Origin of the sequence: Pedobacter sp. (assembly GCF_041662865.1) — a bacterium.
Lineage (GTDB): Bacteria > Bacteroidota > Bacteroidia > Sphingobacteriales > Sphingobacteriaceae > Pedobacter.
This window is the reverse complement of record NZ_JBAZRL010000016.1, coordinates 14,804-41,145: the sequence shown is the minus strand read 5'-3', so window position 1 is coordinate 41,145 and position 26,342 is coordinate 14,804. Positions and strand designations below refer to the sequence as shown.

Genomic DNA, 26,342 nt, shown 5'->3' with positions numbered 1-26,342 from the left:
CTGTAACCTTTTTAGGTATTTTTGGTCTAAACGATATGATAATGATATTTAGACTAATTGGCGAAAGTTTCAGGTTTGCTTGGGACGCACTTCGTCAGAATAAACTGAGAACTGCGCTATCTTTATTAGGGATAACAATTGGTATTTTTATCATTATTGCAGTTTCAACTGGTGTTGACACCATGCGCAATAAAATTCAAAGTAGTGTAGATAAATTAGGATCTAACACTTTATTTGTGCAGAAATGGCCATGGATTTTCAGTGGGAATTTTCCTTGGTGGAAATATGTAAATCGTCCAGAACCATCTTTAAGAGATTATTTAGCACTTAAAGATCGTATGGATATGGCGCAAGGAGTTTCTTATGAAGTTTCGGCAAATAGCCGGACGTTAAAATACCGTAGTAATTCTGTTGAAGGAGCAAGTTTAAACGCAGCTTCACAAGAATATGATAAAACTTGGGATTTAGAATTTCAAGATGGAAGATATTTTACAGAAAATGAAAGTAAATCTGGTTCGCCTGTGTGTATAGTCGGAGCCGAAATTGCTGATGGTTTGTTTGATGGTGAAGAACCAGTAGGTAAACAAATTAAGGTAATGGGGCGGAGGGTTACTGTTGTTGGTGTATTTAAAAAAGAAGGCGAAGATATGATGGGTATGTCGCAAGATAAGAATGTACTCATTCCATTAAACTTAGCAAAAGGCATTTTTGATATTAATAACGAAAGATATAATCCTCAAGTTACTGTGAGAGGAAAAGAAAATATAGCATTAGAAGAAGTTGAAGCAGAACTAAAAGGTCAAATGCGTTCTATTCGGCGTTTAAAGCCAGGCCAAGAAGATGATTTTTCTTTAAATAAAACCACCATGCTTTCCAATCAATTAGACATCATGTTTGGTGTAGTAGATATAGCAGGTTTAATTATTGGTGGATTTTCTGTTTTGGTTGGTGGTTTTGGTATCGCCAATATTATGTTTGTTTCTGTAAAAGAACGTACAAATATCATTGGTATCCAAAAATCATTGGGTGCTAAAAACTACTTTATTTTATTACAATTTGTATTTGAAGCAGTAGCTCTATGTTTAATGGGAGGACTTTTAGGATTGGGACTCGTGTATTTACTGACACTTCTATTTACGCATGTCTTTGATGTCGAAGTGATTTTATATCTAAAAAATGTGGCTAAAGGTATTGGATGGTCTGTCGGAATTGGTTTAATTGCAGGTTTTTGGCCAGCGTTTTCTGCTTCAAGATTAGATCCAGTGGAAGCGATAAGATCATAAAAATAAGAATAAAAGAATATTAATTTATATATAAAAAAGGAGCACCAATTTGATGCTCCTTTTTTTTATATTTAAGTAGTAATGAAATTCTAATTTAACAACGCTAATGCAGCTTTAATTCTTCTTAATGCTTCTATTAAGTTTTCATCAGATGCAGCATAAGATAGGCGGATGTAGTTGTTATTTCCAAAAGAATCACCACCAACAGTTGCAACATGACCTACATTTAATAAATATAAAGCTAGATCAGCAGAATCTTTAATTACATTTCCATCGGCATCTTTTTTACCAAAGAATGAACTAATTTCTGGGAAGAAATAAAATGCACCGTCCGGCAAATTTGTTTTTACGCCTGGTATATCGTTTAATAACTCATAAACTAACTGTCTACGTCTAGCAAAAGCTTTTTTCATTTCTAAAACTGTTTCTAATCCTTGCTCGTAAGCTGCAATACCAGCACGTTGAGCAATGGAACAAGTTCCAGAAGTTGTTTGTCCTTGCATTTTGTCATTAGCTGCAGCAATCTCTTTGCTAGCCGCAATATATCCTAATCTCCAACCAGTCATTGCAAAAGCTTTAGAAAAACCATTTACAATAATTACGCGTTCTTTAATGCTATCAAATTGTGCAATCGATTCATGTTGATCAACAAAATTTATATGCTCATAAATTTCGTCCGATAGGATGAAAATGTTTGGATATTTTTCGAAAACTTTAACCAATGCTGCTAATTCTGCTTTGCTATAAACTGACCCAGTTGGATTACAAGGTGATGAAAACATGAAAAGCTTAGTTTTTGGGGTAATTGCAGCCTCTAATTGCTCGGGTGTAATTTTGAAATCGCTCTCAATGTTAGTATCTATAAAAACAGACTTTCCCTCTGCAAGTATTACCATTTCTGAATAAGAAACCCAATATGGGGTAGGAATAATTACTTCGTCTCCTGGATTAATTAAAGTTAAAATTACATTTGATAAAGACTGTTTTGCTCCAGTAGAAACTACAATCTGTGAAATATCATAATCTAAATTATTCTCTTTCTTTAATTTATTAACGATTGCTTGGCGTAATTCTGGATATCCTGGAACTGGAGAATAACGAGTCCAGTTTTCATCTAAAGCTTTTTTAGCAGCTTCCTTTACGTGATCTGGAGTGTTAAAATCGGGTTCGCCAATACTTAAACTAATAATGTTAATTCCTTTGGCTGCTAATTCGCGACCAAGTTTGGTCATTTTAAGTGTAGCTGACTCTGATAAGTTGTTGATTCTTTGAGATAAAACTGCCATAATATTTTTGTGATTGCGCAAATATAAAAAGCAATCGGTATTAGGCAATAAAAAAGATAGTTTTTATTAAAATTTACATGCTTTAACTGTATTTTTGACTTCTAAAATTATTCAATTGCAACCAAAAAAGAAAGCCATACTCATTTCACTCTGTGTTAGTGTTTTATTAATGCTAGCAAAATTTGTAGCTTATTTTTTAACTAACTCTAACGCAATTTTAACAGATGCTGCAGAAAGCATTGTAAATGTAATTGCAAGTTCTTTTGCCTTTTATAGTATCTACCTCAGTACGCTGCCTAAAGATGAAAACCATCCATATGGACATGGTAAAGTTGAGTTTTTCTCAGCTTTTGTAGAAGGTGTTTTAATAGGTGTAGCAGGAATTATTATTGTTTTTAAATCTGGTTATGATTTAATTTATCCAAATGAAATTGGACAATTGTATGATGGTGCAATTATTATTGGGGCTACTGGCTTAGTTAATTTAATAATTGGTTTTTATTTAATTAATACGGGCAAAAAGAACAACTCTATTACTTTAGAGGCTGATGGAAAGCATTTACTAACTGATTCTATTAGCAGTGGCGGATTAGTAATTGGAATAATTCTAATTCAATTAACTCAAATCTATTGGCTAGATGGTGTAGTTTCAATTGCTTTAGGTTTGTATATCATTTTTAATGGATATAAGCTAACTAGAAAATCTGTTGGCGGATTGATGGATGAAAGTAATATTGAACTGGTAAAAGACATCGTATCAATTCTACAAGAGAATAGAGAAGAAAGTTGGATTGATGTTCATAATTTGCGAGCTCAACAATATGGAGCAGATCTACATATAGATTGCCATGTTACATTGCCTTATTATTTCGATTTAAACACAGTGCATCAAGAAATTTCTAATATAGATAAGCTGATTAATTTTTCTGGTAAGCATGAAACGGAACTATTTATACATGCAGATCCTTGTTTGCCAGCTTGTTGTAATTATTGTAAAATGCATAATTGTGGTGTTAGACAAGAAGAGTTTAGAGGAGAAATTAAATGGGATATGGAAAATGTTACCAAAAATCAAAAGCATTTTAGTCAATGAGTTACTTTAACGTACGAGTTTACGGATTGCTGATTAATTCTCAAAATGAGGTTTTACTTAGTGATGAAAATGAGTTTGGTCGAAACTTTACTAAATTTCCTGGCGGAGGATTGGAGTTGGGTGAGGGCTTGATTGATGCACTTAAACGTGAATTTATAGAAGAATGCAATGCAGAAATTGAAGTAACTGGTCATTTTTATACTACTGATTTTTATGAAAAGTCTTCTTTTAACGATAGCCAGGTAATTAGTATTTACTATTTGGTAAAAGAAACACATCCCTTACAATTACCATTTAAAACAAAAGTTTTCGATTTTGATAAGGATGTATCGCAATCTTTTAGATGGGTGAATATTAACAATATAAATGAAAATGATGTCACTTTTAAAACAGATAAAGCAGTAGTAAGCCTTTTAAAAAAATCAATTACTTAGATGGAAGAAAAGATTTTATACTATTTAAGTCCAATTCTTAAGGTAATTCTCTTCTTGATTTTTATTTTCATGTGTTTATTACCATTTGGAATAATTTCTCAATTTGATTTTATTTCAATAGATAAAAAATCTTTTATAGCTGATTTACTTTTAGAAGGCTCTACTGTGGTGGCAGTGTTAGGTGCACTTTTAATGATTTTTAAGGTTTTCCCTACAGTAGATTTTAGAACTGTATTTGTATCAAAAGAAAAATCAGTTTCTGGTTTTTTAAAAGGAAGCTTAATTGGATTTCTATTAATTGCATTTTGTGTTAGCTTGCTTTTATTGAATGGCAATGTCGTATTTTCTGTAGCGAAGATTAGTATACTTCTGTTTTTTGGATATTTATTATTTTTCATCATTGTAGCCGTGTTTGAAGAATTGATGTTTAGATCATTTCCTTTATACATTTTGGCAGAGCGATATCCCATTAGTCTAACCATAATTTTAAACAGTGTATTATTCGGTTTTATACACTTGGCAAATCCAGGTTTTAATGCAGTAGCAATGTTAAATATTACGTTAGCCGGTGCGCTTTTTTCTATATATACTTTACAAAAACGAAATGTAAGTTGGGCTGTTGGTATTCATTTTGGTTGGAATTTTACGCAAGGAATCCTTTTAGGTTATAAAGTTAGTGGCACAGATACGCCAGGAATATTGTTAGCCAAACCTGTTGGTCAAAATTATTTTTCTGGGGGCTCTTTTGGCATTGAAGGTTCTATATTTTGCACAATTGCTTTATCAATTTTAATAATTTGGTTATTGATTCGTTATAAAATAGAACCTATTACAACTGTTTTTGAAGAAGATTTTGAAGAAGAAACAACAATATGAGTTTAATAGAACGAGATAAAAAGGTAATCTGGCATCCATATACCCAAATGAAAGATGCTCAAAATCCTATTCCAATAGTTAGAGGTGAGGGAGTTTATATCTTTGATGAAGACGGAAATAAATATATTGATGCAGTTTCGTCTTGGTGGGTAACTATTCATGGTCATGCACATCCATACATTGCAGATAAGGTTTCGGCTCAGTTAAAGCAATTAGAACACGTAATTTTTGCTGGCTTTACACACGAACCTGCTGTTTTATTGGCAGAGCGATTGTTGCCATTATTACCGGGTAAACAAGATAAAATTTTTTATAGCGATAACGGTTCAACAGCGGTTGAAGTTGCGTTAAAAATGTGCTTGCAATACTGGAATAACAAGGGAAACGCCAAAAAGAGGAAAGTTTTAGCATTTAAAGATGCATATCATGGTGACACTTTTGGCGCAATGTCTGTAAGTGGAAGGAGCATTTTTACCAATCCATTTAATGATTTGTTATTCGATGTAGAGTTTATCGATTTGCCTAACGCTGAGAACATTTTAGAACTTCAAACTAAACTTTTGCAAATCAAATCTGAACTTTGTTGTTTCATCTTCGAGCCTTTAATTTTAGGAGCGGGCGGAATGTTAATGTATGAAGCAAAATACTTAGATGAACTTTTAAAAGCTTGTCAAGAAAATGATATTTTAACAATTGCAGATGAAGTAATGACAGGATTTGGTCGTACGGGCACTTATTTCGCCTGTGAGCAATTAACTAATCATCCGGATATATTTTGCCTAAGCAAAGGTTTAACTGGCGGTACAATGCCAATGGGTGTGACAAGTTGCAATGAGAAAATTTTCGAAGCCTTTTTAAGCGATGATAAATTGAAAACGTTGTATCACGGGCATTCATTTACCGCAAATCCTATTGCTTGTGCAGCATCGTTAGCAAGTTTGGATATTTTATTGTCTGAGGAAACTTTGGCTAATATCCAAAGGGTAGAAGCGCAGCATAAAATCTTTTTTAAGGAAATAGAAAACCATCCAAAAGTTAGAACCATTAGGCAAACAGGAACAATCATTGCCATAGAATGGGAAACAGGAAGTGACACTTCATACCTTTGCGGATTAAGAGACAGACTTTATAATTACTTTTTAAATAAAGGAATTATACTCCGCCCATTGGGAAACATCATTTATATCTTACCTCCTTATGTCATTTCTAATGATGATTTGGCGTACATTTACAACTCAATTCAACAAGCTTTAGACGAAATATAATATGCAATTAACTTCGATTTTAGAAAATATTGTAAATGATAATTTACTGCATTCCAAATGGTTAAATACCTTGTCTTATATGGAAAATGCAGGTGCTAAAAAGATTTCGGCTTCAGAACATAAAGAAGAAGTAACCTTGTTAATATTAAAACACGCTGCAGAAGAACATCGCCACGCTTATTACCTAAAAAAACAATTGGCAAAGCTTGATGAGAATGTTTGCAAAACTTACAGCAATGCAGAACTTTTAGCCCCAAATCATACTAAATATTACTTGAATACTTTAGATGTTTTAGTGTGTAGATATTTGAAAAATCATTTTAACTTATCTGGCTACGATTTAAAATTTGCAGCTTATCTTTTTGTTACGTATGCCATAGAAGTAAGAGCAGATGAGCTTTATCCAATATATCAAGGAATTTTAACAGCAAAAGAGAGCCGAGTAACAGTAAAATCTATCATTTTAGAAGAAGAGGGTCATTTAGAAGAAATGTTAAATCAATTAAGAGAGTTCTCTTCAGATTGGGAAAGACATGCAAATGAAATCATTAAAATTGAGCAACAAATGTTTAACAATTGGATGATTGGTTTAGAAAAAGAAGTCGCAGCATAAGGATTCGTCATACCCAACTTGATTGGGTATCGTAATGCAATAAAAATGGTTGCTTAAACATAGCTTTACGATTCTCGTTTTCACGGGAATGACGTAATTTCTAAAATCATTACACTTCCAAAAAAACTTTAACAACAACAAAATTGTTCTATATAAAAACTAAATATCATGTCTAAATTTTCAGAATTAATAAATGGTGACAAACCGGTTTTGGTAGATTTTTTTGCCGAATGGTGTGGCCCATGTAAAATGATGGCGCCAATTTTAGATCAAGTTAAAAGTGAAATAGGAGATAAGGCATTGATAATTAAAGTTGATGTTGATAAGAACAGAAATGCAGCTGCTGCATACAATGTGCAAGGCGTGCCTACTTTTATTTTATTTAAAAATGGAAAGCAAATCTGGCGACAAAGTGGTGCTATACCTGCTGCTCAACTTAAAAATCTAATTGAAAGCAATAGTTAAACCTTCACAACCTTGGTTGGCGTTATTGCATAAACTTGCTCATTTGTTTTAGGTTTGATCAGACTTAATCCTGTAAATGCGCTAAATGCAGGCATCACTGCGTAGTCATTGCCAAAGTAAAAGCAAGGAAATTTTAAGCTTTGCTTGGCTTTTCCCCAAACAGAAACTCCAGGATGAATGTGCCCGCTTATTGGATAAAGATTTTCCTCTTTACATTCAACTGCATCATGAATAAAACAGAAATTTGGTGTGCAATAACTTGGATCGTGAATTTCAATTCCTAGTCTTTGATATTGTTTTTCATCTAATTTATCGTGGTTTCCTTTAACCAATACAAATTTTAAGCTTGAATATTGTTCTTTCCATCGGTCAAAATCATCAATATCAGTATTTATATCGTGATGAAACATATCGCCATTTATTAGCAATGTTTCTGGCTGATATTGGCTCAAAAGTTCGCTTAGTCTGCTTAAATCACTTTGTGCAAGGGTAGAAGGTACTTGTAAACCAGCTTTACGGAAATAAGCTGCTTTGCCTAAATGTAAATCGCTTATGGCTAACAGTTTTTCTTTTGGTAAAAAAATGGCTCTTTCTTTTGCTAAAATCAGCTCTTCTTCTCTAATCGTTATCGTCATTTATTCCATATTGTTATGCTGAGCGTAGTCGAAGCATCTTTTTTTGAATTATACAAAGCTAGGCATACTTTGTCAAATTTATTGATTGCTTAGTCTGTTTTTACTTTGACAAAGTTTGAATTGACTCCCTCTTAGATTTAACTTTGTCCTAGCATTGAGATAGTTTATTAAAGCTTTGACAAAGTAAATACCTATTTAAAAACTTCCACTTTCATTCTTTCAATTCTATGTTCTAATTCTTCAGAGCTCATATTGGCTCGTAAACTATCCACTTTAATAGGAAATGATAAGGGCGTAAATCTTTTCGGATGAGTAATCACAATTGTACTTTGCTGAATACGATGTAAAGCCGCCGCCAATCGTGGTTCTTCTAATTGTTGGTAAAAAACCTCATCATAAGCTTGGCGTAACAATAAATTATGTTTGTCGAAATCACTAAAAACATTGAAAAACAAACCCGCAGAAGATTGTAAATGCTTATTTGCAACGTACTTGCCAGGATAACCCTGAAAAACCAAACCAGAAATACAGGCAATATCTCTAAATTTCCTGCGAGCCATTTCTGTAGAGTTGATGCTTAGAGAAATATCTTCAGTTAAATTTTCTGGTGAAAAAACTTCGTAAGCAATCGCGTCATCCATAGGGATTTCAATATCACTTAATAATTCAAAACCGTAATCATTCATTGCTAGTGAAAAAGTAATGGGTATTAGTTTACTTAATCGATAGGCGATTAAAGCAGCCAATATTTCGTGAACCAATCTACCTTCAAACGGATAAGCAAAGAGATGGAAACCCTCTTTATTATTAATCATTTCTATTAGTAATTCATCGTTTCTGGGTACGTGAGAACGTTCTTGTTGTACCAAAAATAATGGGTAAACTACATCCAACTCTTCTTCTTGATGTGTTTTGTTCAATACTTCATTGTATTTTTTTCTTAAAACAGTGCCTAAATTAGACGATAAAGGCAATCTACCACCTAACCAACTGGGCGACATTGCTTTTTTCTGTTTGCTTTTGCGAACAATTACAGTCATATCTTTGATGTGCACAAATTCTAAAATTCTTCCTGCTAGCGTAAAACTATCGCCTGCTTTGAGTTTTGAAACAAAATATTCCTCCACCATTCCAATGTAGCCACCAGAAAGAAACTTTACTTTCAGCATTGCATCACTTACAATCGTTCCAATATGTAATCGGTGCCGCATAGCGATTTGCCTGCTTTTCACTTTCCAAAGTCCATCTTCTTCGTCTTTAGCAACCTTTTTAAATTCTTGATAAGCAGTTAAACTATCTCCACCAGATGTGATAAATTGCATAATCCAATGCCATTCCTCGGGCAAAAGCATTTTAAAAGCATGAGTGTTTTTTACTTCTTCATAAATGATTTTATCATCAAAACCATCGCCTATGGCAAGTGTAACCAAATATTGAATAAGTGTATCGAAAACCATAATTACTGGTTCTCTGCTTTCTATATTGTTTTCTTTTGCAGCTTCTTTTATGGCTGCAGCTTCAACCAATTCTAAAGCGTGAGTAGGGAGGAAGTAGATTTTAGAAGTTTCTCCAGGTGAGTGACCCGAACGGCCAGCTCTTTGTAAAAACCGAGCAACACCTTTTGGCGAACCTACTTGTACCACTGTATCAACTGGTTTAAAATCTACACCTAAATCTAATGATGATGTGGCAATAACAGCTTTTAATAAGCCAGTGTGTAAAGCACCTTAAATCCAATTGCGCAGTTCAAAATATATTGATCCGTGGTGGATTGCAATTCTTCCAGCCAGTTCTGGTTCAATATTCAGCAAATGCTGATACCACATTTCAGACTGGCCACGTGTATTGATGAAGATTAAAGTAGTTTTACTTTTCTCAATGATTGGTAAGAGTTTGTAAGCTAATTTTAAGCCTAAATGCCCAGCCCAGGGCAAAGTTTCAATATCATCTGGTAAAATAGATTTGATGATGATCTTTTTATTCAGCTTTGCTTTAATGATGATGCGTTTTGCACTTAAATCTGGTTCAATTACATCTAAAGCTTCATCTATATTGCCAATAGTTGCAGAAATGCCCCAAACTCTTAAATGCTGTTTTTTATTAGCTTTTTGTAAACCTTTAATTCTTGAAATGGCTAATTCTACCAAAACGCCACGTTTGCTGCCTAAAAGTTCGTGCCACTCGTCTGCTACAACGCATTTTAAGCTTTCAAACAAAGTTGATGAACCTTTTTGCGCTAATAATAGGTGTAAACTTTCTGGAGTAATCAGCAAAATCTCTGGCATCGATTTTTTTTGCTGTAGCTTTTCTGCTTGAGTAGTATCTCCATTCCTCACGCCAACATACCAATCGAGTTCTAATTCAGCTAATACTTCTCGCATCGCTCTTGCAATATCTTTGGCTAAAGAACGTAAAGGCGTAATCCAGATGAGTTGTAAGCGGTCTTTGGCTTTTTTCTTATCCTTCAACTCTGCTAAGTTAATCCCTTCAATTACAACCGCTAAAAACAAAGAAAATGTTTTACCAAAACCTGTAGGGGCGTTTACCAATCCGCTGTAACCTTTGGCGTAATAGCTCCAAGCTTCTTCTTGAAACTTAAATGGCTTTTTCTCGTCTTTTTTTAGCCAAGCTATAACTTGCTGATAACCTTTTGTTTTGGACAAACTCATAATGTAGAATTCAATAACTGCCTCAAGTCATCTAAAGTATTAATTTCATCAGCTTTTTTATCTTTTCTCCATCGGGCGATGCGAGGGAAACGCAAAGCCAAACCTGCTTTATGTCTTTTACTTTCGGCTATGCCTTCAAATGCAATCTCAAAAACGAGTTCTGGTTTTACCGTTCTAACGGGTCCAAATTTCTCTATGGCGTTTTTATTGACGAATGAATTTACTTCTTTAATTTCTTTGTCTGTTAAGCCTGAATAAGCTTTTGCAATGGTAATTAACTGTTCACCATCTCTAACTGCGAAAGTATAGTCAGTGTAAAAATTAGCTCTACGTCCGCTTCCTTTTTGGGCGTAAATCATTACGGTATCAACGGTGTACGGATTAATTTTCCATTTCCACCAATCGCCACGTTTACGACCAGTATGAAAAATAGAGTCTAGCTTTTTAAGCATAATCCCTTCGCTGTTTAATTGTCTTGAAGTATCTCTCAGTTCAGCAAGTTTTTCCCAACTATCAAATTCTATAACTGGTGATAACAAAGCGATATCTTTTGTTGTCAAATGATGTATTACATCAACTAAAATTTTCCTTCTTGTAGATAAGGGTTCTTGGCGGATGTCTTGTGCTTCGAACTCTAAAATATCATAAGTAAAGAAACCAATTGGTGCACCGCTCAGTTGAGATTTATTTATCGTTTTACGATTTAATCTTTGCTGTAAGGTGCTAAAGGATTGTACGTTGCCATCTTTAACTGAAAGTATCTCTCCATCTAAAACTGTTCCATCTGGTAATTCGTCTTTTAGAAAATGAAGCTCTGGAAATTCGTCTGTTACCAATTCTTCACCCCGCGACCAAATAAACAATTCGCCATTTCGCTTTACAATTTGTCCACGTATGCCATCCCATTTCCATTCGGCTTGCCACGCATTTGTATCTCCTAAATTTTCTGGTTCAGTTTCTAACGCATAAGCCAAACAAAAAGGGTAGGGCCAACTATTATCGGTATTTACGTGTGCCCCATCAATTAATTCTTGATAAGTGATTTCATTTGGTTGCCACTTACCCATAATGCTGTGCATTATTTTGCTGCTTTCTTCTTCACTATGTTTGGCGATAGCATTAACCAGCATTTTATTAGACACCCCAATTCTAAAATTACCAGATATGAGTTTGTTAAAAATAAATCGTTCTTGTGTGTTTAAGCTATTCCAAGCAGTTAGAATGTATTCTTTTTTAGCTTCATCTGTTTCTCCTTGTAATTGCGCAAGCTCTGTAATCCATTGGTGCAAAGGTTTATCAATTGCGTTTGCTGCTGGCGGAAGCACTAAAGCTATGGTTTCACTTAAATCTCCAACGCTACTGTAACTTTCAGAAAATAACCATTCAGGGATGCCGCTTAACTCAATAGCCCATTGTTTAATTAACGCGGTGGTTATTGGTCTTTTTGGTCGTTTCCCAGTAAACATCGCAATTACATAAGGCTTATCTCTATCATCTGCTTCTGTAAAATAAGCAACCAACGCAGCAATTTTATCATTGGTTTTATTGCTGAGCTCTAATTCTTGGATGAGTTGTGAGAAGCGTTTCATTTGCTTTCCTCTTTAAGTGGATTTTCATTTGCTTCGCCAATAACTTCATTATCATCTTCGGCACCGTATTTAGTTAATACTTCTTCAGAGCTAATTCCAATTTCATTTAAATATTTAGAAAAAACCGCTGTAGAGCCGTGTGTGACAAATACCTTTTCTGCTTCTGTAGCTTTAATTGCTGATAATAATCCAGGCCAATCTGCATGGTCGCTTAGTGCAAAACCAGCATCAGCACTACGCCATCTTCTGCCGGCTCTAACCGCCATCCAACCAGAGCAAACGCCAATTGCTGGTTGCTGCAAATTTTTTACCCAACGCCCATCGGCCAATGCTGGTGGAATAATGACAATTCCTTTTTGTAATTCGTCTTTTTTGGTTTCTGCAGTAATTCTAATGGTTTCTGGTAATTCTACCCCAGCTTCGGCAAAACCTTCGTTTAAATTTGCGATAGAATTATGAACATAAATTGGGTATTCGCCGGCTAAATTTTTAATTAACCTTTGTGCTTTTCCTAAACTATAAGCTACTAAAATGCTGGTTTTGCTTTTTGTCCTATTATCTCTAACCCAACTTTTAATCTGCTCAAATATTAATTCTTGAGGTTGCCAATTGTAAATAGGTAAGCCAAAGGTACTTTCAGAAACAAAAGTGTGACATTTTACAGGCTCAAATGCAGTACTAATGCCATCGTATTCTACTTTGTAATCTCCAGAGACTACGCAAATTTCTCCTTTATATTCCAATTTAATTTGAGAGGATCCAATTACATGGCCTGCCGGAAAAAGACTTAGTCTAACGCCATTAATATCTATTTCCTTGTTGTATGGTAAGGTTTGTACGTTATCTTCTAAACCATATCGTTGCTTTAAAATTGGCTTTGTTAAATCGTGGCACAAATAGTTTTTATTACCCCATTTAACATGATCTGCGTGTCCGTGTGTGGTTACCGCATAATCGACCGGATGCCAAGGATCAATGTAAAAATTACCTTTTTTACAGTAAATACCTCGATTTGTAAATTCAATTAAATTCATTATAGTATACAACAAATGGTTATGAGCATAAGTTTTAGTAATTATTATCGGGTATTTAGCCGATAAATGAGATTATCGGGTAATTAGCCGATATTTTGAATTATCGGGTATTTACCCGATATTAGATTTATGATAGCTGTAATAACTGGAGACATAATTAATTCGAGGGCACTACCTGATGAGTGGATTGATACCCTTAGAGCTGCTTTAAATGGTCTATTTGGTAAAAATATTAACTGGGAAATATTTAGAGGTGATAGTTTTCAGATAGAATTAAATGCCAAAGATGCGTTAGTAAATGCCATATACATTAAGGCCTGTATTAAAACAATAAAGGGCGCTGATGTACGAATTGGGATAGGAATTGGAAAGAAAAGCATTAATGCAGAGAAGGTAACTGAAGCCAATGGAGAAGCTTTTATTAACTCTGGAGGAGCTTTCGATGCCTTAAAAATAAATAAGGTAAATATGGCGATAACAACGCCTTGGCCGAAGATTGATGAAGAGCTAAATTTATTTATTAAATTGGCATTGATAACAATGGATAGTTGGAGTCAAATTGCTGCCGAAATGGTTAAATATGCCATTGAAAATCAAAATACTAAACAAGATAAAATTGCCAAAATATCTGGTAGAAGCCAATCTTCAGTTAGTGAAGCTTTAAAAAGAGCACATTTTACAGAAATAATGGAGCTCGAAAACAGATACAGAATGCTAATTGCCAAACTAATTAAAAAATAATGGAAATTGCTTTATTGAAACTTTTACTGGCTCATATACTAGGCGATTTCTTTCTTCAACCAAATTCTTGGGTAGACGAAAAGGAAAAAAAGAAAGGAAAATCTGATAAGCTTTATTTGCATATAGCCATTCATATTGCGTTAATATTTGTGGTGTTTGTATCTTTTAATGTTTGGAAAATGGCATTGGTTATTGGCGTATTACACGGTATTATTGATGTTTTAAAACTTACTTTCCAAATCGATAAAACAAAACGAATCTGGTTTTTTGCCGATCAATTTCTTCACCTTATACTAATTGTAGGTTGTTGGAACTATTTCTATCAACCTGTAATCAGTTTCAATTTTTTAGAAAATACCCAGCTTTGGTCGTTCTTACTAGGTGCTTTATTTTTAACATCTCCAGCTGCCATATTTATCAGGGTAATTATTGCAAAATGGATACCTAGCAAAGCGTCGAGCTCATTACAAGATGCCGGCAAATTTATTGGCATTTTAGAGCGATTGTTAATCTACTTATTTGTGTGCACCCATCATTTTGAAGCTGTTGGATTTTTATTGGCAGCTAAGTCTATTTTTAGGTTTGGCGACCTAAAAGAAGCACACGATATTAAGCTAACCGAGTATGTTTTAATTGGAACTTTATTAAGCTTCGGTATTGCTTTAATTGCGGCTATGACCGTTATGAATGTTGCTTTATAGTTTTTTGAAGCATGATACTCATCCGATAGCTATCGGATCGAAATAATATGACGAACTAGCGTATTGCAAGGAAACATAACTAATAGCAAAGACCCGCGTATTTTAAACCTGAACGAAGTGGAAAGCCCACAGTTGAGGCACAAGACGAGGACTTGAAACAAAGTGCAGGACTAACTTTAATAGAAATATTGATTGCTTTTCAACTAAAAAGCCTCAAGTACTAATTACTTGAGGCTTTTGTTTTTTATAATTTGAATTATCTAGCTCCTGGTGGACAGTATTCTTTTAAGAATTTAGTATAGGTTAATGCTAAATGCTCACTTGTTCCTGCACCTTCAAAAATACCATGTGTACGATTTGGATAGCTCATCATTTGGAATACTTTTTTGTTCTTAATCAATTCATTAATCAACATTTCCGCATTTTGATAATGAACATTATCATCTCCCGTTCCATGTATATACAATAAATTTCCAACCAAGTTTTTAGCATACGTAATAGGAGAACCTTTTACATAAGCGTCTGTGGTAGGAAAAGGAGTGCCCATGTAACGCTCCTGATAAATATTATCATAAGTTAATTGATTAGCAACCGCTGCTACAGCGATACCAGTTTTATAAATGTCAGGATACTGGAATAACAAGTTTAAGGTAGATGAACCACCACCACTCCAGCCGTGAACAGCAACGCGATCTTTATCCATAAATGGATAAGTAGCCAATAATTTTTTAGTAGCCATTGCCTGATCACGAATATTAATTACACCGATATTTTTGTAAATCGCTTTTCTCCATGCTGCACCTTTTGGAACAGGCGCACCACGATTATCCATTGAAATATAGATATAGCCATCTTTAGCCATATCACCTACATATAAACCGTTTCTGCCAGCGCCCCAAACGTCTGCAGCAGTTTGCGAAGCAGGCTCGCCATATACGTAAAATACAACAGGGTATTTTTTAGTAGCATCGAAATTGTCTGGTTTTTTCATCCAACCGTCCATTTCAATTCCATCTTCAGTAGTTACTTTAAAGAACTCTACTTTGTTTTTAGGCGGCGTTTGTTTAGCTAATTGGTTTGTTATACTTCCTTCCATAGTTAATGGATTATTAGTCGCAAAATTCATCCACTCTGTTACTGGAGAAACAACAGAACTGTTGTAACTATGACGAGCATATAAACCATTTGGTGAAATTGAATAGCTATGTGTACCAGGTAGGATAGAAGGAGTTACCATTTCTAATTTTCCTTTTCCATCTAATTTAGTCTTGTAAAGATATTTTTGAGTAGCATTTGTTGGCGAAGCCATAAAATAAACCGTGTTATTTTTCTCGTCAATTAAATTAACGCTGATTACATCGTAGTTACCTTTGGTAATCAACGTTTCTTTTTTGCCATCTCTGCTAATGCGATATAAATGGGTATAACCGTCTTTTTCGGTTTGATAAACAAATTCTTTATTGCCATTTAACCACACAAAACTATCTTGTGGATCTATCCAAGCTTTATCAGCTTCTTTATAGATTTCAGTTACTGAGCCTGTTGTAGCATTAGCAATAAACATTTTGCTCTCATTTTGCTCACGGTTTAATTGTTGTAAAATAACTTCGTTTGTATTTGGAATCCAATCCATCCGAGGAATGTAATGCTGAATGTTATCGCCAGGAACCGCTAACCAATTCGTTTTTGCAGTCGCTATATCAACTACGCCAATTTTACAAGAAGACGGATCCTGACCAACTTTTGGATATTCTACAGGAACTGTAAAAGGATAAATTGAATCGGTATTGTTAATCATTAAAAAGTTTTTGATTTTGGTCGCGTCAATTTGCCAATAAGCAATTGATTTACTGTCAGGAGCCCACCTAAAACCATCTAAACAATTAAATTCTTCTTCATAAACCCAGTCAAACGTTCCATTAATCATTCTGGAAGTTCCATCAGTAGTTAATGCCTTTATCTCTCCAGTTGCTAAATCTTCTACATAAACGTTGTGCTCACTAACGTAAGCTACTTTAGTTGCGTCTGGCGAAAATTTAGCAAACATTAATGAAGAAGCTGGTTTACCTTTTCCAATTTGTTTTAAAGTGTTATTTGCAATATCTGCTACCCAATAATCTCCACGACTATCTTGGCGCCAAACTCTTTTAGTATTGGTATAAATAAGTGCTTTTGTTCCATCATCTGTTAATTGAAAGCTTCTTACATTCAAAGGACTTGAAGCATTTGCAGGAGTAAGCAAGGTCTTACTTATAACTGTTTTGCGCTCACTTTTTGGTAAGGTAATGGTGACAATTTCTCCACCTGCATTTTGATAATAACTGTTTCCATCTTTGGTCCAGTTAATACCACCTCTTTGTGCTTTCGCATTGCCGTTGCCAATAAAGGCTACAATTGCAATAGCAATAAATAGTTTTGTTAGTTTCATACTATAGTTTTATAAATTGTTGATATACAGATTGTAAATAGGATTGACCTAATTTAAGATTTATGTTTGTTTGTATACTATTTTTCGGATTGCTATTGTACAAAATATTTTTGCCAATGTTATCAAATGTAACACAATGGTTATCATTAATAAAACCTAAACCGTTATCCCAGCTAAAAAAAGCAAAATGTTTACTATAAGGATTAAGTAGGTTTTTACTCCATAAAAAATCTTTGTGAGGAATGTTTAACTGTGCTAATAGTGTAGCCGCAATATCTTGTTGACTTCCTAGTTGATCAAATTTCTTTCCTTGATATTCATCCTTAATTACATCTCCATAAAAAAGCAAAGGAATATGATACCGTTGAGGTTGAAAGATCTCGAACTTGTTTTTTGGATACAAATGACCATGATCGGCCACAAAAATAAATAACGTGTTTTTATACCATGCTTGTTTTTTAGCTTTTGAAAGATAGTCGTTTATACATGAATCTGTATAATAAGCTGTGCTTTTGAACTTCTGAATAATATCCTTATCTCCGAACTTAGGTTTTGTAGGCAATTCAAAAGGTTCGTGGTTAGTTAAAGATAAGATAGTGGAAAAGAATGGTTGTTTTTCTTGATTTATATCTTGTAATTGTTTGTTAAAAACAAGTGCATCATATGCACCCCATTTAGAATTCATGTCTTTTTTATCGAAACTATGTTTATCAATCAATTTCTGATAATTATGACTTAAGAGAAAGGCTTTATAATTATCAAATTCCGATTCGCCCCCATAATAGAATGAGGTTTGATACTTATTTTGGTAAAGTTTCTGACTGATTGCTGGTATTTTTTGCATTTTTTCTGGCCATTTAACTATACTTCCTATTCCTAAAGTAGGGAAACCACTAAGTGTTCCGATTAGACCTTTATCAGTACGGTTGCCAGCAGCATAAATATTTGTAAATAAAATTCCTTTATTTATTAAACTATCGAAATTAGGTGTGATACCATCTTCATTGCCCAATGTTTTTGTTAAATCTGCTGTGAAACTTTCTAAAATAAAGATGATAACATTAGGTTTTTGAGTTTTTAAGATAGAAATGGTACTGTCTTTTTCAACTTTGTATAATTCTGAAATTTGTTTTTCTGCAGTTGCGTTATCAAAATATAAATATGGGTTTTTATTGGTTTTTGTTGAGGATAATATACTTGATATTAAATTCCATTCTGTATTTAGTGAAGCATGATTTAAAATTTCGTACTTAGAAAAATACGCCATGCTTTGGTTGTTTGGAGCTACATCAACGCCACCTCTAATTAATAAAAAATTAAAACCTAGCAGTAAAATGGCAACAATTGATTTTATCCATATTGGAGTTTTAACAAAGTTGATTTGCTTTTTGGTCAGAATAAAATTAAGATAAAAGCCAGATCCAATTAATATCGCCCAAATAAACATGGAAAATAGAAATGGCGAGGATCCACTAGATGCCAATGCTTCTTTTGGTGCTTCTATAATTGGAGCTAAGGCGCTGTGGTTTATTTTAATGCCCCATTCGCGATACGTATTAAAATTAACAATTGAAAAGAAACCGAAAAGAACAACTAAAGACTTGTTGTAAACTGAAGCCCATTTAAAATTTATTATAGTTCTTTTAGAAAAGTACCAAAATATGAAGACTAACAATGGAATTACGGTAATATAAGCCGCCATTGAAAAGTCTAATCTTAAAGCGTAATAAAAGGTTTGTATTCTTTCTCCAAAAGGTATCTCTCTTAGTTTTTTTTGGAAGATAAAAAGAAAAACTAATCTATCTACTGCAAAAAACAATAACCAAAACAGAAAAAAACGAGCAAAAAAAATCAGGTTTTTAAACATTGGCGCAATTTAATAAAAGCCATGAATAAAAACCTGATTTGATATAACGATTATTTAGCGATTATTCGCCTCCGCCACCTTGCATGGCCATAATTTCTTCCATGGTTTTAACTTCATAACCACTAGGAACATCTAATTTATATGGACCATTTTTTTCTTCTTTAATTTCTTTAACAGTTAAAGTCTGTTTAAGACCTTGTCTAAAGTTGGTGAATTTAACCAAAGAACCTTTAACATCTTTAAAATCTTCACCAGAAAACCCAGCTGGTAATTCAACATCAGTTGTAGTCCAGAGTTCATAAGAGCCTCCTTTATCATCTTTATAAGTATATTTTTCTGCATTGTAAGAGCCAATCATTTTTTTCTCACCAGTTGCCTTAAAGTCACTAAATTTTGGTCCTGAAGCTATATCTTTATCATGATCTTCTTTTGTACGCTTAACTGCAAATTGCATTTGAGCAACAGGAACATCAATTAATACTAAACCTAAATTTGAAGCAATATCTTGTAGAACTACAATTGTGGCTGGACCCTGTTCCATCTCCATTCTAATCATATTTCCATTAAATTTTACTTTTTGCTCTTTTGGTAATACATTCACCATAGCTTCTTGTTCAGCCGTTGGTGTATATTCTACAGTATAAGTTACAGAACCTTCTGTTATTTTTTTTTGTGCGTGAGCATAAATAGCTGAGCTAATTAAGATAGCGGCTAAAACGCCAGTTTTAATAGATTTAAACATATTATTTAGGGATTTAATTTACCATTTAATTTTTTCTTTATTTAGAAAGGATGATACACCTTTTTTAAAATCATCACTTTCCCTAACTCTTGCATTAATTTGTACAGCCATTTCTAAACTCTTTTCCAATCCTAAATTGGTAGTTTGATTAATGAGCTGTTTAGTTATCATTAATGCATTTGCGGATGTATTGTTACACAAATCTAATGCAAAATTATTTACACTTTGAGCAATATCTTCTTTTTTTGTTACAAAAGTAATCAGGTTATATTTTAGTGCTTCTTCCGCTGGAAATAGATTTCCAGTTAATAAAAGTTTTTTAGCTATTGTTTCGCTTGTTTTACGCATTAAAAAGCAGGAAACTATTGCTGGAACAAAACCTAATTTAACTTCTGTATACCCAAAATTTGCTTCAGGGACAGCAAAAATAAAATCACAAACTGTAGCTAAACCACAGCCACCAGCAATTGCATGACCTTCTACTTGAGCAATTACAATTTTTGGCAAATAGCAAATGGTGGTAAATAGATTTTTTAAACGATTAGAATCTGCTAAATTTTCTTCATATGAATTTTGCTGTAATTGTTGCAAATAAGCAAGATCTGCACCTGCACTAAATGTATCACCATTTGCTTTTAAAATAATAACTTTAACCTCATCATCTTCAGCCGCTTTTAACATATAATCTGTCAATAAACTTACTAGCTCTGGGTTTAAAGCATTGCGTTTATCAACACGATTTAGTGTAACAGTTGCAATTCTATCAGCTACATTATATAAAACAAGTTGTTCAACCATGTTATTTTAATACCTTAAGGTCTATCAAATATGAATTATTTTTCTTTAAAATATGCGATTGCAGCTCAAATTTATTTGCATCTTGCTCATAACGTTTAATCATATAATCTTTATTAGTTGCATCTACTAACAAAGTTGAAAATAGAACTTCACTTCGTAAATCTGCTATGTTTTTTCGTGGATTGTGATGCAGCCAAACACTTTCAAACTTAGGTAACTGATCAATTCTTTTGTAGTTAAAATCATCATCAATTAATAAAATGTGATATTGATGAAATACAAGCTGATGCTCTTTTTTTGTGAATGATTTTAATACTGTATCCCGTTCCCATTTCACAAAGTGGAGCTTTGTAATTTGCATTTGATCCAACGCTGGTTTAACAAAAAACTCATAATTTTTATTGTTTGCACTTAAATCCGTTAAAAGAATTGCTTCGTTTCCATCTATAAAAGCTGCTGCATAATTTTTCCGAAGACTAAAAAACATAATCTTTTTCTGTTGTGAGGCTGATATTTTATAATATGCAGTAAATGATTGAAAAACGAAAATGCAAAGTATAGAAGCTATAAGTAGTTTTTTCTTATAGTTTATTAATGCAATAATGAAAATAGTCAACGTAAAACTCAATAATATTAACTGCAATTGATTTAACCAAATTGATGTAATACCAGAAAACGGGAGGTCGGCAATCCATTTTAAACCAGCATTAGTAAAGTTAATTATCCATTCGAAAATTGGTGCTAATAAATAAAGTCGAAGCATTAAAATTCCAATTCCCAAATACATCATTGCTGTTAATGGGATTAGAATAAATAAATTACTGAAAATAAAATACAATGGAAACTGATGAAAGTAGTAAATGCTTAATGGAAAGGTTGCAATCTGTGCCGCTAAACTTAATGCAACAGTTGCCCATAATTTATCGAGCCATTTATTTTTAATATAAAACCATTTATAAATTTTAGGTTGTAAATAAATTAATCCAAATACTGCTAAAAAGGAAAGTTGAAAACCAACATCCCATATTAAGAAAGGATTATACACCAATAAACAAAAAGCAGTAAATGCTAGAATATTATAGCTGTTGCTGTTTTTATTAAATGCTTTAGCCAAAATGTAAACAGTTAGCATAATTGCAGAACGTAGAACAGATGGCGAAAATCCTGTTAAAAGTGAATAATACCATATTAAAGAGGAGATGAGCAGAAGCTTGAAAATCTTTAAAGCTCTTTTCTTATCCAAAAAGTATAATGCCCAATTTAAAAAGATGTAAATAATGCCAACATGCATTCCTGATACTGATAAGGCATGTATTGTCCCTGTTTTACTGTAAGTCGCTAAAGTTTCTTTGCTTAAATCTGCTCTGTAGCCCAAAACTAAAGTCGATGCAACAGCAAATGCTTCATCATTATGGATCAATTTTCTGTAAATCTCAACTTGTCTTTTTCTTACTTCAATAGCATATTTAATAACTTTATTACCAGTATTGCTATTCAATTTTATTAAATGATCTTGACTAATAAATGTTTGATGATAGATGTTTTTAGTGGCTAACCAGGCTTTAAAATCGAATTCTGAAGGATTGTATGAAGGTTCCACAGGTAAGTTTTTTGAAGAAATAATCAATTCATCTCCATATTTTAACTTAACAGGGTTTAGACTGTCAACTTTTAGAGCAATTAATAATTTTCCACTTAAGGGTTGAGATTTTTTAGATTCATAACCTGTTGTAACAACAACTTCAAATCTGACTATGTCATTGCTTTGTTGTGGGTCATCATTCACCCAAACTTTTAAATAATCAAATGAACGATTGGCGTGGTATTCTTTATCTAAAGATTGTGTATTTAACAAACAAAGTATTCCACCAAGTGTACCGCAAAATAAATAGAAAATTATACCTGTTACACCTTTAAATGTATACGCTCTTAAAGTTTTATAAAAAATATTAATAACAATGGAATAAATTAGCAATACTAAACTTAGTATTAATAATAGAGTAATTAATAATGGGTTTTGTAAATTGTAAGCACAACAAATTCCCATAATAAATGGGAGTAGAATTCTTACAAAAACAATCTCAGATTTAAATGTCAAGATTTTTAAAATTGGTAACGTAATTGAAGCTTAACGTCGGTTTTTTTATTGCCGTTTATTTCATCTAGCCCTGTTCCCACTGTTTCTGCCTTATTGTATCTAGATAAAGCATACTTCGCCCAAATATCTACTCGTTTTATAAGCTTGTATTTAAGATTTAAATAGGTTCTAAATCCTTTGCCATTATACATTCCAAAGGTGAAGTTGTAGAGAACATCATCTTCATAAGCATAAATTCTGCTGTTAAATGATGGCGTATTAAAGTACGCAAGCCTTATATTTCCAGAAATTTTAGAAAATAAAGGAGAGTAATCTATATCCTGGTAAATCAAATAACCAAATTCAGGTTTTGTATTTCCTTTTTTAAACTGAGAGACTTCTAATCGGTTTTGAAAACTAAATGATTTATTTAACTGCCAACTAACATCGCCTCGATAAGATTCCTTTTTTACACCATCCAAATAGTTAATCGGAACTTCCAAGTCTGTATTTTGCTGCTTCAATTCAGATTTATATCTTAAAACTGCTTTAAACGTTTTTGTTGGCGTATATGTGATTTGACCCAGAACTTCATAACCTTCTGATGGTGCGTCAACTCTAAATTTTAACCAAGGAAATTGAAAATAATCAGCATAAATGGCAATTGTCCAAGCTTTTACAGGTGTTATATTTAAACCAGCGTAAAATCCTTTCTCGTTTATTGCTTCACTGGCTTCGGCAGTAGCCTGATTAAAGAAATTATGATAATTAGCATCGTAATTTCTATGCAAAACTACCGCCGACACTTTTGATGAAAGACTTACTAAAGCTCCATTTACATATGCTAAACCTCCAGTTGAACCTTTTCCTGCTTCGCCAAAGAAATAAATATTTTTATAGGTATAATTATAATGTAAGCCTATGTTGGTCAGTTTTTTACCTGCAAAATTATAACTCTGGTAAATTTCATTTTCAGTAATAAATTCTTTGCTGTAAATGGAATGATAGGCGATTGCACCAACAGTTAAATTATTCTTTTGATACTGAATAACACCACCAAATAATTGCTGAGACACACTATTTTTGTTTTTAATTTCAGTACCCGTTCTATGTAAACCAGTTTCATTTAGATTAGAAAGCACTTCTTCTCCATCATTATTTAAACTCAAACTAGCATCTAGTTTTCGATAAGATAAAAAAGGAGTAAAATCTATATTTTTTGCAATAGTAGCTGTTGTAGCAATTCCTCTAAAAAAAGAATATTCGTTTGCAGAAGTATAGGGTTTTAACCCCACATCTTTTTTAGCCACACTGGTTACATCGGGTGCTTTACCAAAAGCGAACCCCGACCATAATGTTAATCCCTGACCAAATTGCAAGGTATAATCCCCCAAAACTATTTTTTTAAATCGACCAGTATTGAGAATAGCGATATGAGCAGATTGATAATCGAGAAGAAATTGTTTAGGTCCTTTTAAAAACTCTTCTCCAGCATCTTTCTCGAAAATTATTGATGCCGAAATACGATTGGAGAAATTATATTTATATCGAAATAAGAATCTTTCCTGTGAGCCTATGTAATGACTTCCTGGTAAATCTGTAAAACCTTTTGGCTTTTCTATAACTCTTCCAAAACGTATTACTAGATCGTTATCTCCTAAGTTTAATAGGTTTCTATAGGTAATATCATCCGCTAACTCAGATTGGTTTAATGTTACAAATGGCAAAAGTCTTTCTGTGGTTCCTATATCAAAATCTGGTATACTTTGTAATTCTAAAATATCTAACAATTTTCCATTAGTTTTTAGGTGAGAAAAAAGACTACTGATTTGTAAAGGAGATAAAAAGATTAAACTTTTTAATTCTTCTGGATTTGTATGATTTAAATTAATGGGATGCCTTTTTAGAAAGATCAATCTATCTTCCAATTCAGAAAGATCATAATCTTCAGGCAAATTTTCTGCTAAACTTTCAATCAAATCTTTAATGAAAGTATCTTCATGAGTTTGAGCTTTAGCAATAAGACCAATTACCATTAGTAAGAGTAAAAATTTAAAACGCATAAGCTAGAGCAATTTGAGGAGTGTAACCTAAATGTATATTGCTTTCAACTGCCATATCCATCATGAATTTTTTATAATTCAATCCGAAGCCAACGTAATGCTTAAAAGGTTTAGCAGTTAAACCACCTCTTAAACTAATGAGGTCTAAGAATTTATAATCGACCCCTAAACCAACATTGATTGCCGAGGTAAAATCCTTACTGATTGTGGTTGCGATTAAAATTTTGTCAGATGCTTTGTAACATCCGCCAATTTCTATCCTACTTGGGATTTTTGTTTCTATTTCTTTACTACTATATTTTTGAGCTGAAGGATTACTTAAACTAAACCCTAAAGCAACTTGTTCATTTAACTCATACATTCCTCCAACATCAAGAGAAAAGCCAGTTGTTGAACCGTAATTGTTAATTTTTATTTGATGATAATTTCCTTTTAGAGCAATGGATAACTTGTTCCCAAATTTTTTTGCTAATGCGAAACCCACTTTAATTTCATTGTACTCAGCTATACCGTACCGATTAAAACTTGCGCCCAAATAGTTGTTTTTGAATGGTAAAACAAATGCTACAGATTGGTTACTCAATTCATTATCAATTAAGTACTTTGTGTAATTTATGGCCAGAGTCGGAGATTTTAAATTGGTTATCCCTGATATATTTCCATTTAAGCTCCATATATCTTTAACTGCAGCGCTATTATTGCCCATTGCTGTCAATCTTGGACCTAAATTATTTTGTGCGAAGCAAAAATTAATGCCATTTAAAAGCATTAAAAAAGGTATATATAGTTTGTTCATAGGTTTATGAAAACCAATGTAAACAAAATATAATTAATAAATAAATATTTAAAAAGAAATTAAATTCTAATATAATTTATTAAACAGTATTTAATTTCTTTATTGGAAATTAAATTAAGTATTGATTAATAAATATTTAGCCATGAAATATTTATTTAAATTTTAATTAAAAAATTTTCATTTCAGTTATAAAATGTACATGTTTTATTTTTCCAATGGAAATTTGAATTTCTATAAATAACGTAACGGGTTTCTTATATAATGGTTTTACATTTTGTAATGCTAAACTTCCTATTTACATTTATTTAATGATCGTATAATTTAAATACATTTCCCTATGAACTTTAAATCTTTTTTTTCCCTAATTTTAGTTGTTGCACTATTAAGCGCTTGTAATTCTGAAAATAAAACAGCTTCTATAAATGATAGTCTTGATAATGATAGTTTAAAAAACATAACACTTACAGCTGATTCCTTTAAAAAGATAATTAATGGAAAAAAGACCTCTTTGTATATTTTAAAGAATGCAAATAATGCCGTGGCTAAGTTTACCAATTATGGTGGGAGACTAGTTAGCCTTCTTATCCCAAATGCTAAAGGTCAATTTATTGATGTTGTAGTAGGTTTTAATAGTGTAAGTGCTTATCAAAAATCTACGGAACCTTATTTTGGAGCAACGATTGGTCGTTATGGAAATCGCATTGCGAAAGGTAAATTTAATTTAGATGGTAAAACTTATTCTTTATTTACTAATAATGGTGTAAACACTTTACATGGTGGTAAAAAGGGATTTCAATATGTAGTTTGGGATGCAAAACAACCTAATCATCAAACTATAGAATTTACTTACGTATCAAAAGATATGGAAGAGGGTTTTCCAGGTAATT

22 protein-coding genes and 2 pseudogenes are annotated in these 26,342 nt (G+C 32.9%); 10 read left to right on the top strand and 14 right to left on the bottom strand.

The annotated features are described in order from the left end of the window. Positions 1 to 35 precede the first annotated feature (35 nt). Positions 36 to 1,283: an ABC transporter permease gene (locus WC622_RS07645; RefSeq protein WP_372818828.1), complete on the top strand. Its 1,248-nt coding sequence runs from the start codon at positions 36 to 38 to the stop codon at positions 1,281 to 1,283. A gap of 89 nt (positions 1,284 to 1,372) precedes the next feature. Here WC622_RS07645 and WC622_RS07640 read toward each other — a convergent pair whose 3' ends face one another. Further along, positions 1,373 to 2,569, bottom strand: a complete 1,197-nt coding sequence (locus tag WC622_RS07640) for a pyridoxal phosphate-dependent aminotransferase (RefSeq protein ID WP_372818826.1) — start codon at positions 2,567 to 2,569, stop codon at positions 1,373 to 1,375. Positions 2,570 to 2,684: 115 nt separating this feature from the next. On the opposite strand from WC622_RS07640, the gene WC622_RS07635 reads away from it, so the two are divergent. The 6 genes from WC622_RS07635 (at position 2,685) to trxA (ending at position 7,315) form a co-directional block, all read left to right on the top strand. Next, positions 2,685 to 3,662 (top strand): cation diffusion facilitator family transporter, encoded by a 978-nt coding sequence (locus WC622_RS07635; protein ID WP_372818867.1) that lies wholly within the window; start codon positions 2,685 to 2,687, stop codon positions 3,660 to 3,662. Further along, positions 3,659 to 4,096 (top strand): NUDIX domain-containing protein, encoded by a 438-nt coding sequence (locus tag WC622_RS07630; protein ID WP_372818824.1) that lies wholly within the window; start codon positions 3,659 to 3,661, stop codon positions 4,094 to 4,096. Before WC622_RS07635 ends, WC622_RS07630 begins: the two co-directional genes overlap by 4 nt. Then, on the top strand, positions 4,097 to 4,972 hold the full coding sequence (locus WC622_RS07625) for a lysostaphin resistance A-like protein (protein ID WP_372818822.1): 876 nt from the start codon (positions 4,097 to 4,099) through the stop codon (positions 4,970 to 4,972). Next, positions 4,969 to 6,237, top strand: coding sequence for an adenosylmethionine--8-amino-7-oxononanoate transaminase (gene bioA / locus WC622_RS07620; RefSeq protein WP_372818820.1), 1,269 nt, complete (start codon positions 4,969 to 4,971; stop codon positions 6,235 to 6,237). The genes WC622_RS07625 and bioA overlap by 4 nt, the downstream gene beginning before the upstream one ends. 1 nt (position 6,238) lies before the next feature. Beyond that, positions 6,239 to 6,850: a hypothetical protein gene (locus WC622_RS07615; protein WP_372818818.1), complete on the top strand. Its 612-nt coding sequence runs from the start codon at positions 6,239 to 6,241 to the stop codon at positions 6,848 to 6,850. 168 nt (positions 6,851 to 7,018) lie between these two features. Then, positions 7,019 to 7,315 carry a thioredoxin gene (gene trxA, locus WC622_RS07610; protein WP_372818816.1) on the top strand — a complete coding sequence of 99 codons (297 nt, stop codon included), beginning with the start codon at positions 7,019 to 7,021 and terminating at the stop codon, positions 7,313 to 7,315. On the opposite strand, the gene pdeM is transcribed toward trxA, so the two are convergent. The 6 genes and pseudogenes from pdeM to WC622_RS07580 all read right to left on the bottom strand — a co-directional run bounded on the left by pdeM (position 7,312) and on the right by WC622_RS07580 (position 13,242). Next, positions 7,312 to 7,950, bottom strand: coding sequence for a ligase-associated DNA damage response endonuclease PdeM (gene pdeM, locus WC622_RS07605; protein WP_372818814.1), 639 nt, complete (start codon positions 7,948 to 7,950; stop codon positions 7,312 to 7,314). The genes trxA and pdeM overlap by 4 nt on opposite strands. 191 nt (positions 7,951 to 8,141) lie before the next feature. Further along, the gene (locus tag WC622_RS07600) at positions 8,142 to 9,407 is read right to left on the bottom strand and encodes a hypothetical protein (RefSeq protein ID WP_372818865.1); all 1,266 of its coding nucleotides are present in this window, start codon (positions 9,405 to 9,407) and stop codon (positions 8,142 to 8,144) included. A gap of 135 nt (positions 9,408 to 9,542) precedes the next feature. Next, positions 9,543 to 9,647, bottom strand: a pseudogene (locus tag WC622_RS07595) (hypothetical protein); the annotation flags it as partial. Positions 9,648 to 9,677: 30 nt separating this feature from the next. Further along, positions 9,678 to 10,619 carry a DEAD/DEAH box helicase gene (locus WC622_RS07590; RefSeq protein WP_372818812.1) on the bottom strand — a complete coding sequence of 314 codons (942 nt, stop codon included), beginning with the start codon at positions 10,617 to 10,619 and terminating at the stop codon, positions 9,678 to 9,680. Next, positions 10,616 to 12,208 carry an ATP-dependent DNA ligase gene (locus WC622_RS07585; RefSeq protein ID WP_372818810.1) on the bottom strand — a complete coding sequence of 531 codons (1,593 nt, stop codon included), beginning with the start codon at positions 12,206 to 12,208 and terminating at the stop codon, positions 10,616 to 10,618. The genes WC622_RS07590 and WC622_RS07585 overlap by 4 nt, the downstream gene beginning before the upstream one ends. Beyond that, positions 12,205 to 13,242, bottom strand: a complete 1,038-nt coding sequence (locus tag WC622_RS07580; RefSeq protein WP_372818808.1) for a ligase-associated DNA damage response exonuclease — start codon at positions 13,240 to 13,242, stop codon at positions 12,205 to 12,207. The genes WC622_RS07585 and WC622_RS07580 overlap by 4 nt, the downstream gene beginning before the upstream one ends. 129 nt (positions 13,243 to 13,371) lie before the next feature. Here WC622_RS07580 and WC622_RS07575 point away from each other — a divergent pair, with 129 nt between their 5' ends. Together WC622_RS07575 and WC622_RS07570 are read left to right on the top strand one after the other, a co-directional pair. Then, on the top strand, positions 13,372 to 13,983 hold the full coding sequence (locus tag WC622_RS07575) for a hypothetical protein (protein WP_372818806.1): 612 nt from the start codon (positions 13,372 to 13,374) through the stop codon (positions 13,981 to 13,983). Then, the gene (locus tag WC622_RS07570; protein WP_372818805.1) at positions 13,983 to 14,684 is read left to right on the top strand and encodes a DUF3307 domain-containing protein; all 702 of its coding nucleotides are present in this window, start codon (positions 13,983 to 13,985) and stop codon (positions 14,682 to 14,684) included. The genes WC622_RS07575 and WC622_RS07570 overlap by 1 nt, the downstream gene beginning before the upstream one ends. A 256-nt stretch (positions 14,685 to 14,940) precedes the next feature. Here the strand turns inward: WC622_RS07570 and WC622_RS07565 are convergent, their stop codons facing one another. From WC622_RS07565 to WC622_RS07535, 7 genes are all read right to left on the bottom strand, one after another. Beyond that, positions 14,941 to 17,112 carry a S9 family peptidase gene (locus WC622_RS07565; RefSeq protein ID WP_372818803.1) on the bottom strand — a complete coding sequence of 724 codons (2,172 nt, stop codon included), beginning with the start codon at positions 17,110 to 17,112 and terminating at the stop codon, positions 14,941 to 14,943. A 1-nt stretch (position 17,113) separates the two neighbouring features. Then, a complete protein-coding gene (locus tag WC622_RS07560) occupies positions 17,114 to 18,979 on the bottom strand; it encodes an LTA synthase family protein (RefSeq protein ID WP_372818801.1) in 1,866 nt (621 codons plus the stop codon). A 61-nt stretch (positions 18,980 to 19,040) separates the two neighbouring features. Continuing rightward, complete coding sequence (locus WC622_RS07555; RefSeq protein WP_372818799.1) at positions 19,041 to 19,721, bottom strand: hypothetical protein; 681 nt, start codon at positions 19,719 to 19,721, stop codon at positions 19,041 to 19,043. Positions 19,722 to 19,739: 18 nt separating this feature from the next. Then, a complete protein-coding gene (locus tag WC622_RS07550; RefSeq protein ID WP_372818797.1) occupies positions 19,740 to 20,519 on the bottom strand; it encodes an enoyl-CoA hydratase/isomerase family protein in 780 nt (259 codons plus the stop codon). 1 nt (position 20,520) lies between these two features. Beyond that, positions 20,521 to 22,617, bottom strand: coding sequence for a ComEC/Rec2 family competence protein (locus tag WC622_RS07545; protein ID WP_372818795.1), 2,097 nt, complete (start codon positions 22,615 to 22,617; stop codon positions 20,521 to 20,523). Positions 22,618 to 22,622: 5 nt separating this feature from the next. Continuing rightward, complete coding sequence (locus WC622_RS07540) at positions 22,623 to 24,659, bottom strand: helix-hairpin-helix domain-containing protein (protein ID WP_372818793.1); 2,037 nt, start codon at positions 24,657 to 24,659, stop codon at positions 22,623 to 22,625. Next, positions 24,649 to 25,455, bottom strand: a complete 807-nt coding sequence (locus tag WC622_RS07535) for a hypothetical protein (RefSeq protein WP_372818791.1) — start codon at positions 25,453 to 25,455, stop codon at positions 24,649 to 24,651. Before WC622_RS07535 ends, WC622_RS07540 begins: the two co-directional genes overlap by 11 nt. Positions 25,456 to 25,792: 337 nt before the next feature. Between WC622_RS07535 and WC622_RS07530 the strand changes: the two are divergent. Then, positions 25,793 to 26,342 (top strand): annotated as a pseudogene (locus WC622_RS07530) (galactose-1-epimerase); the annotation flags it as partial.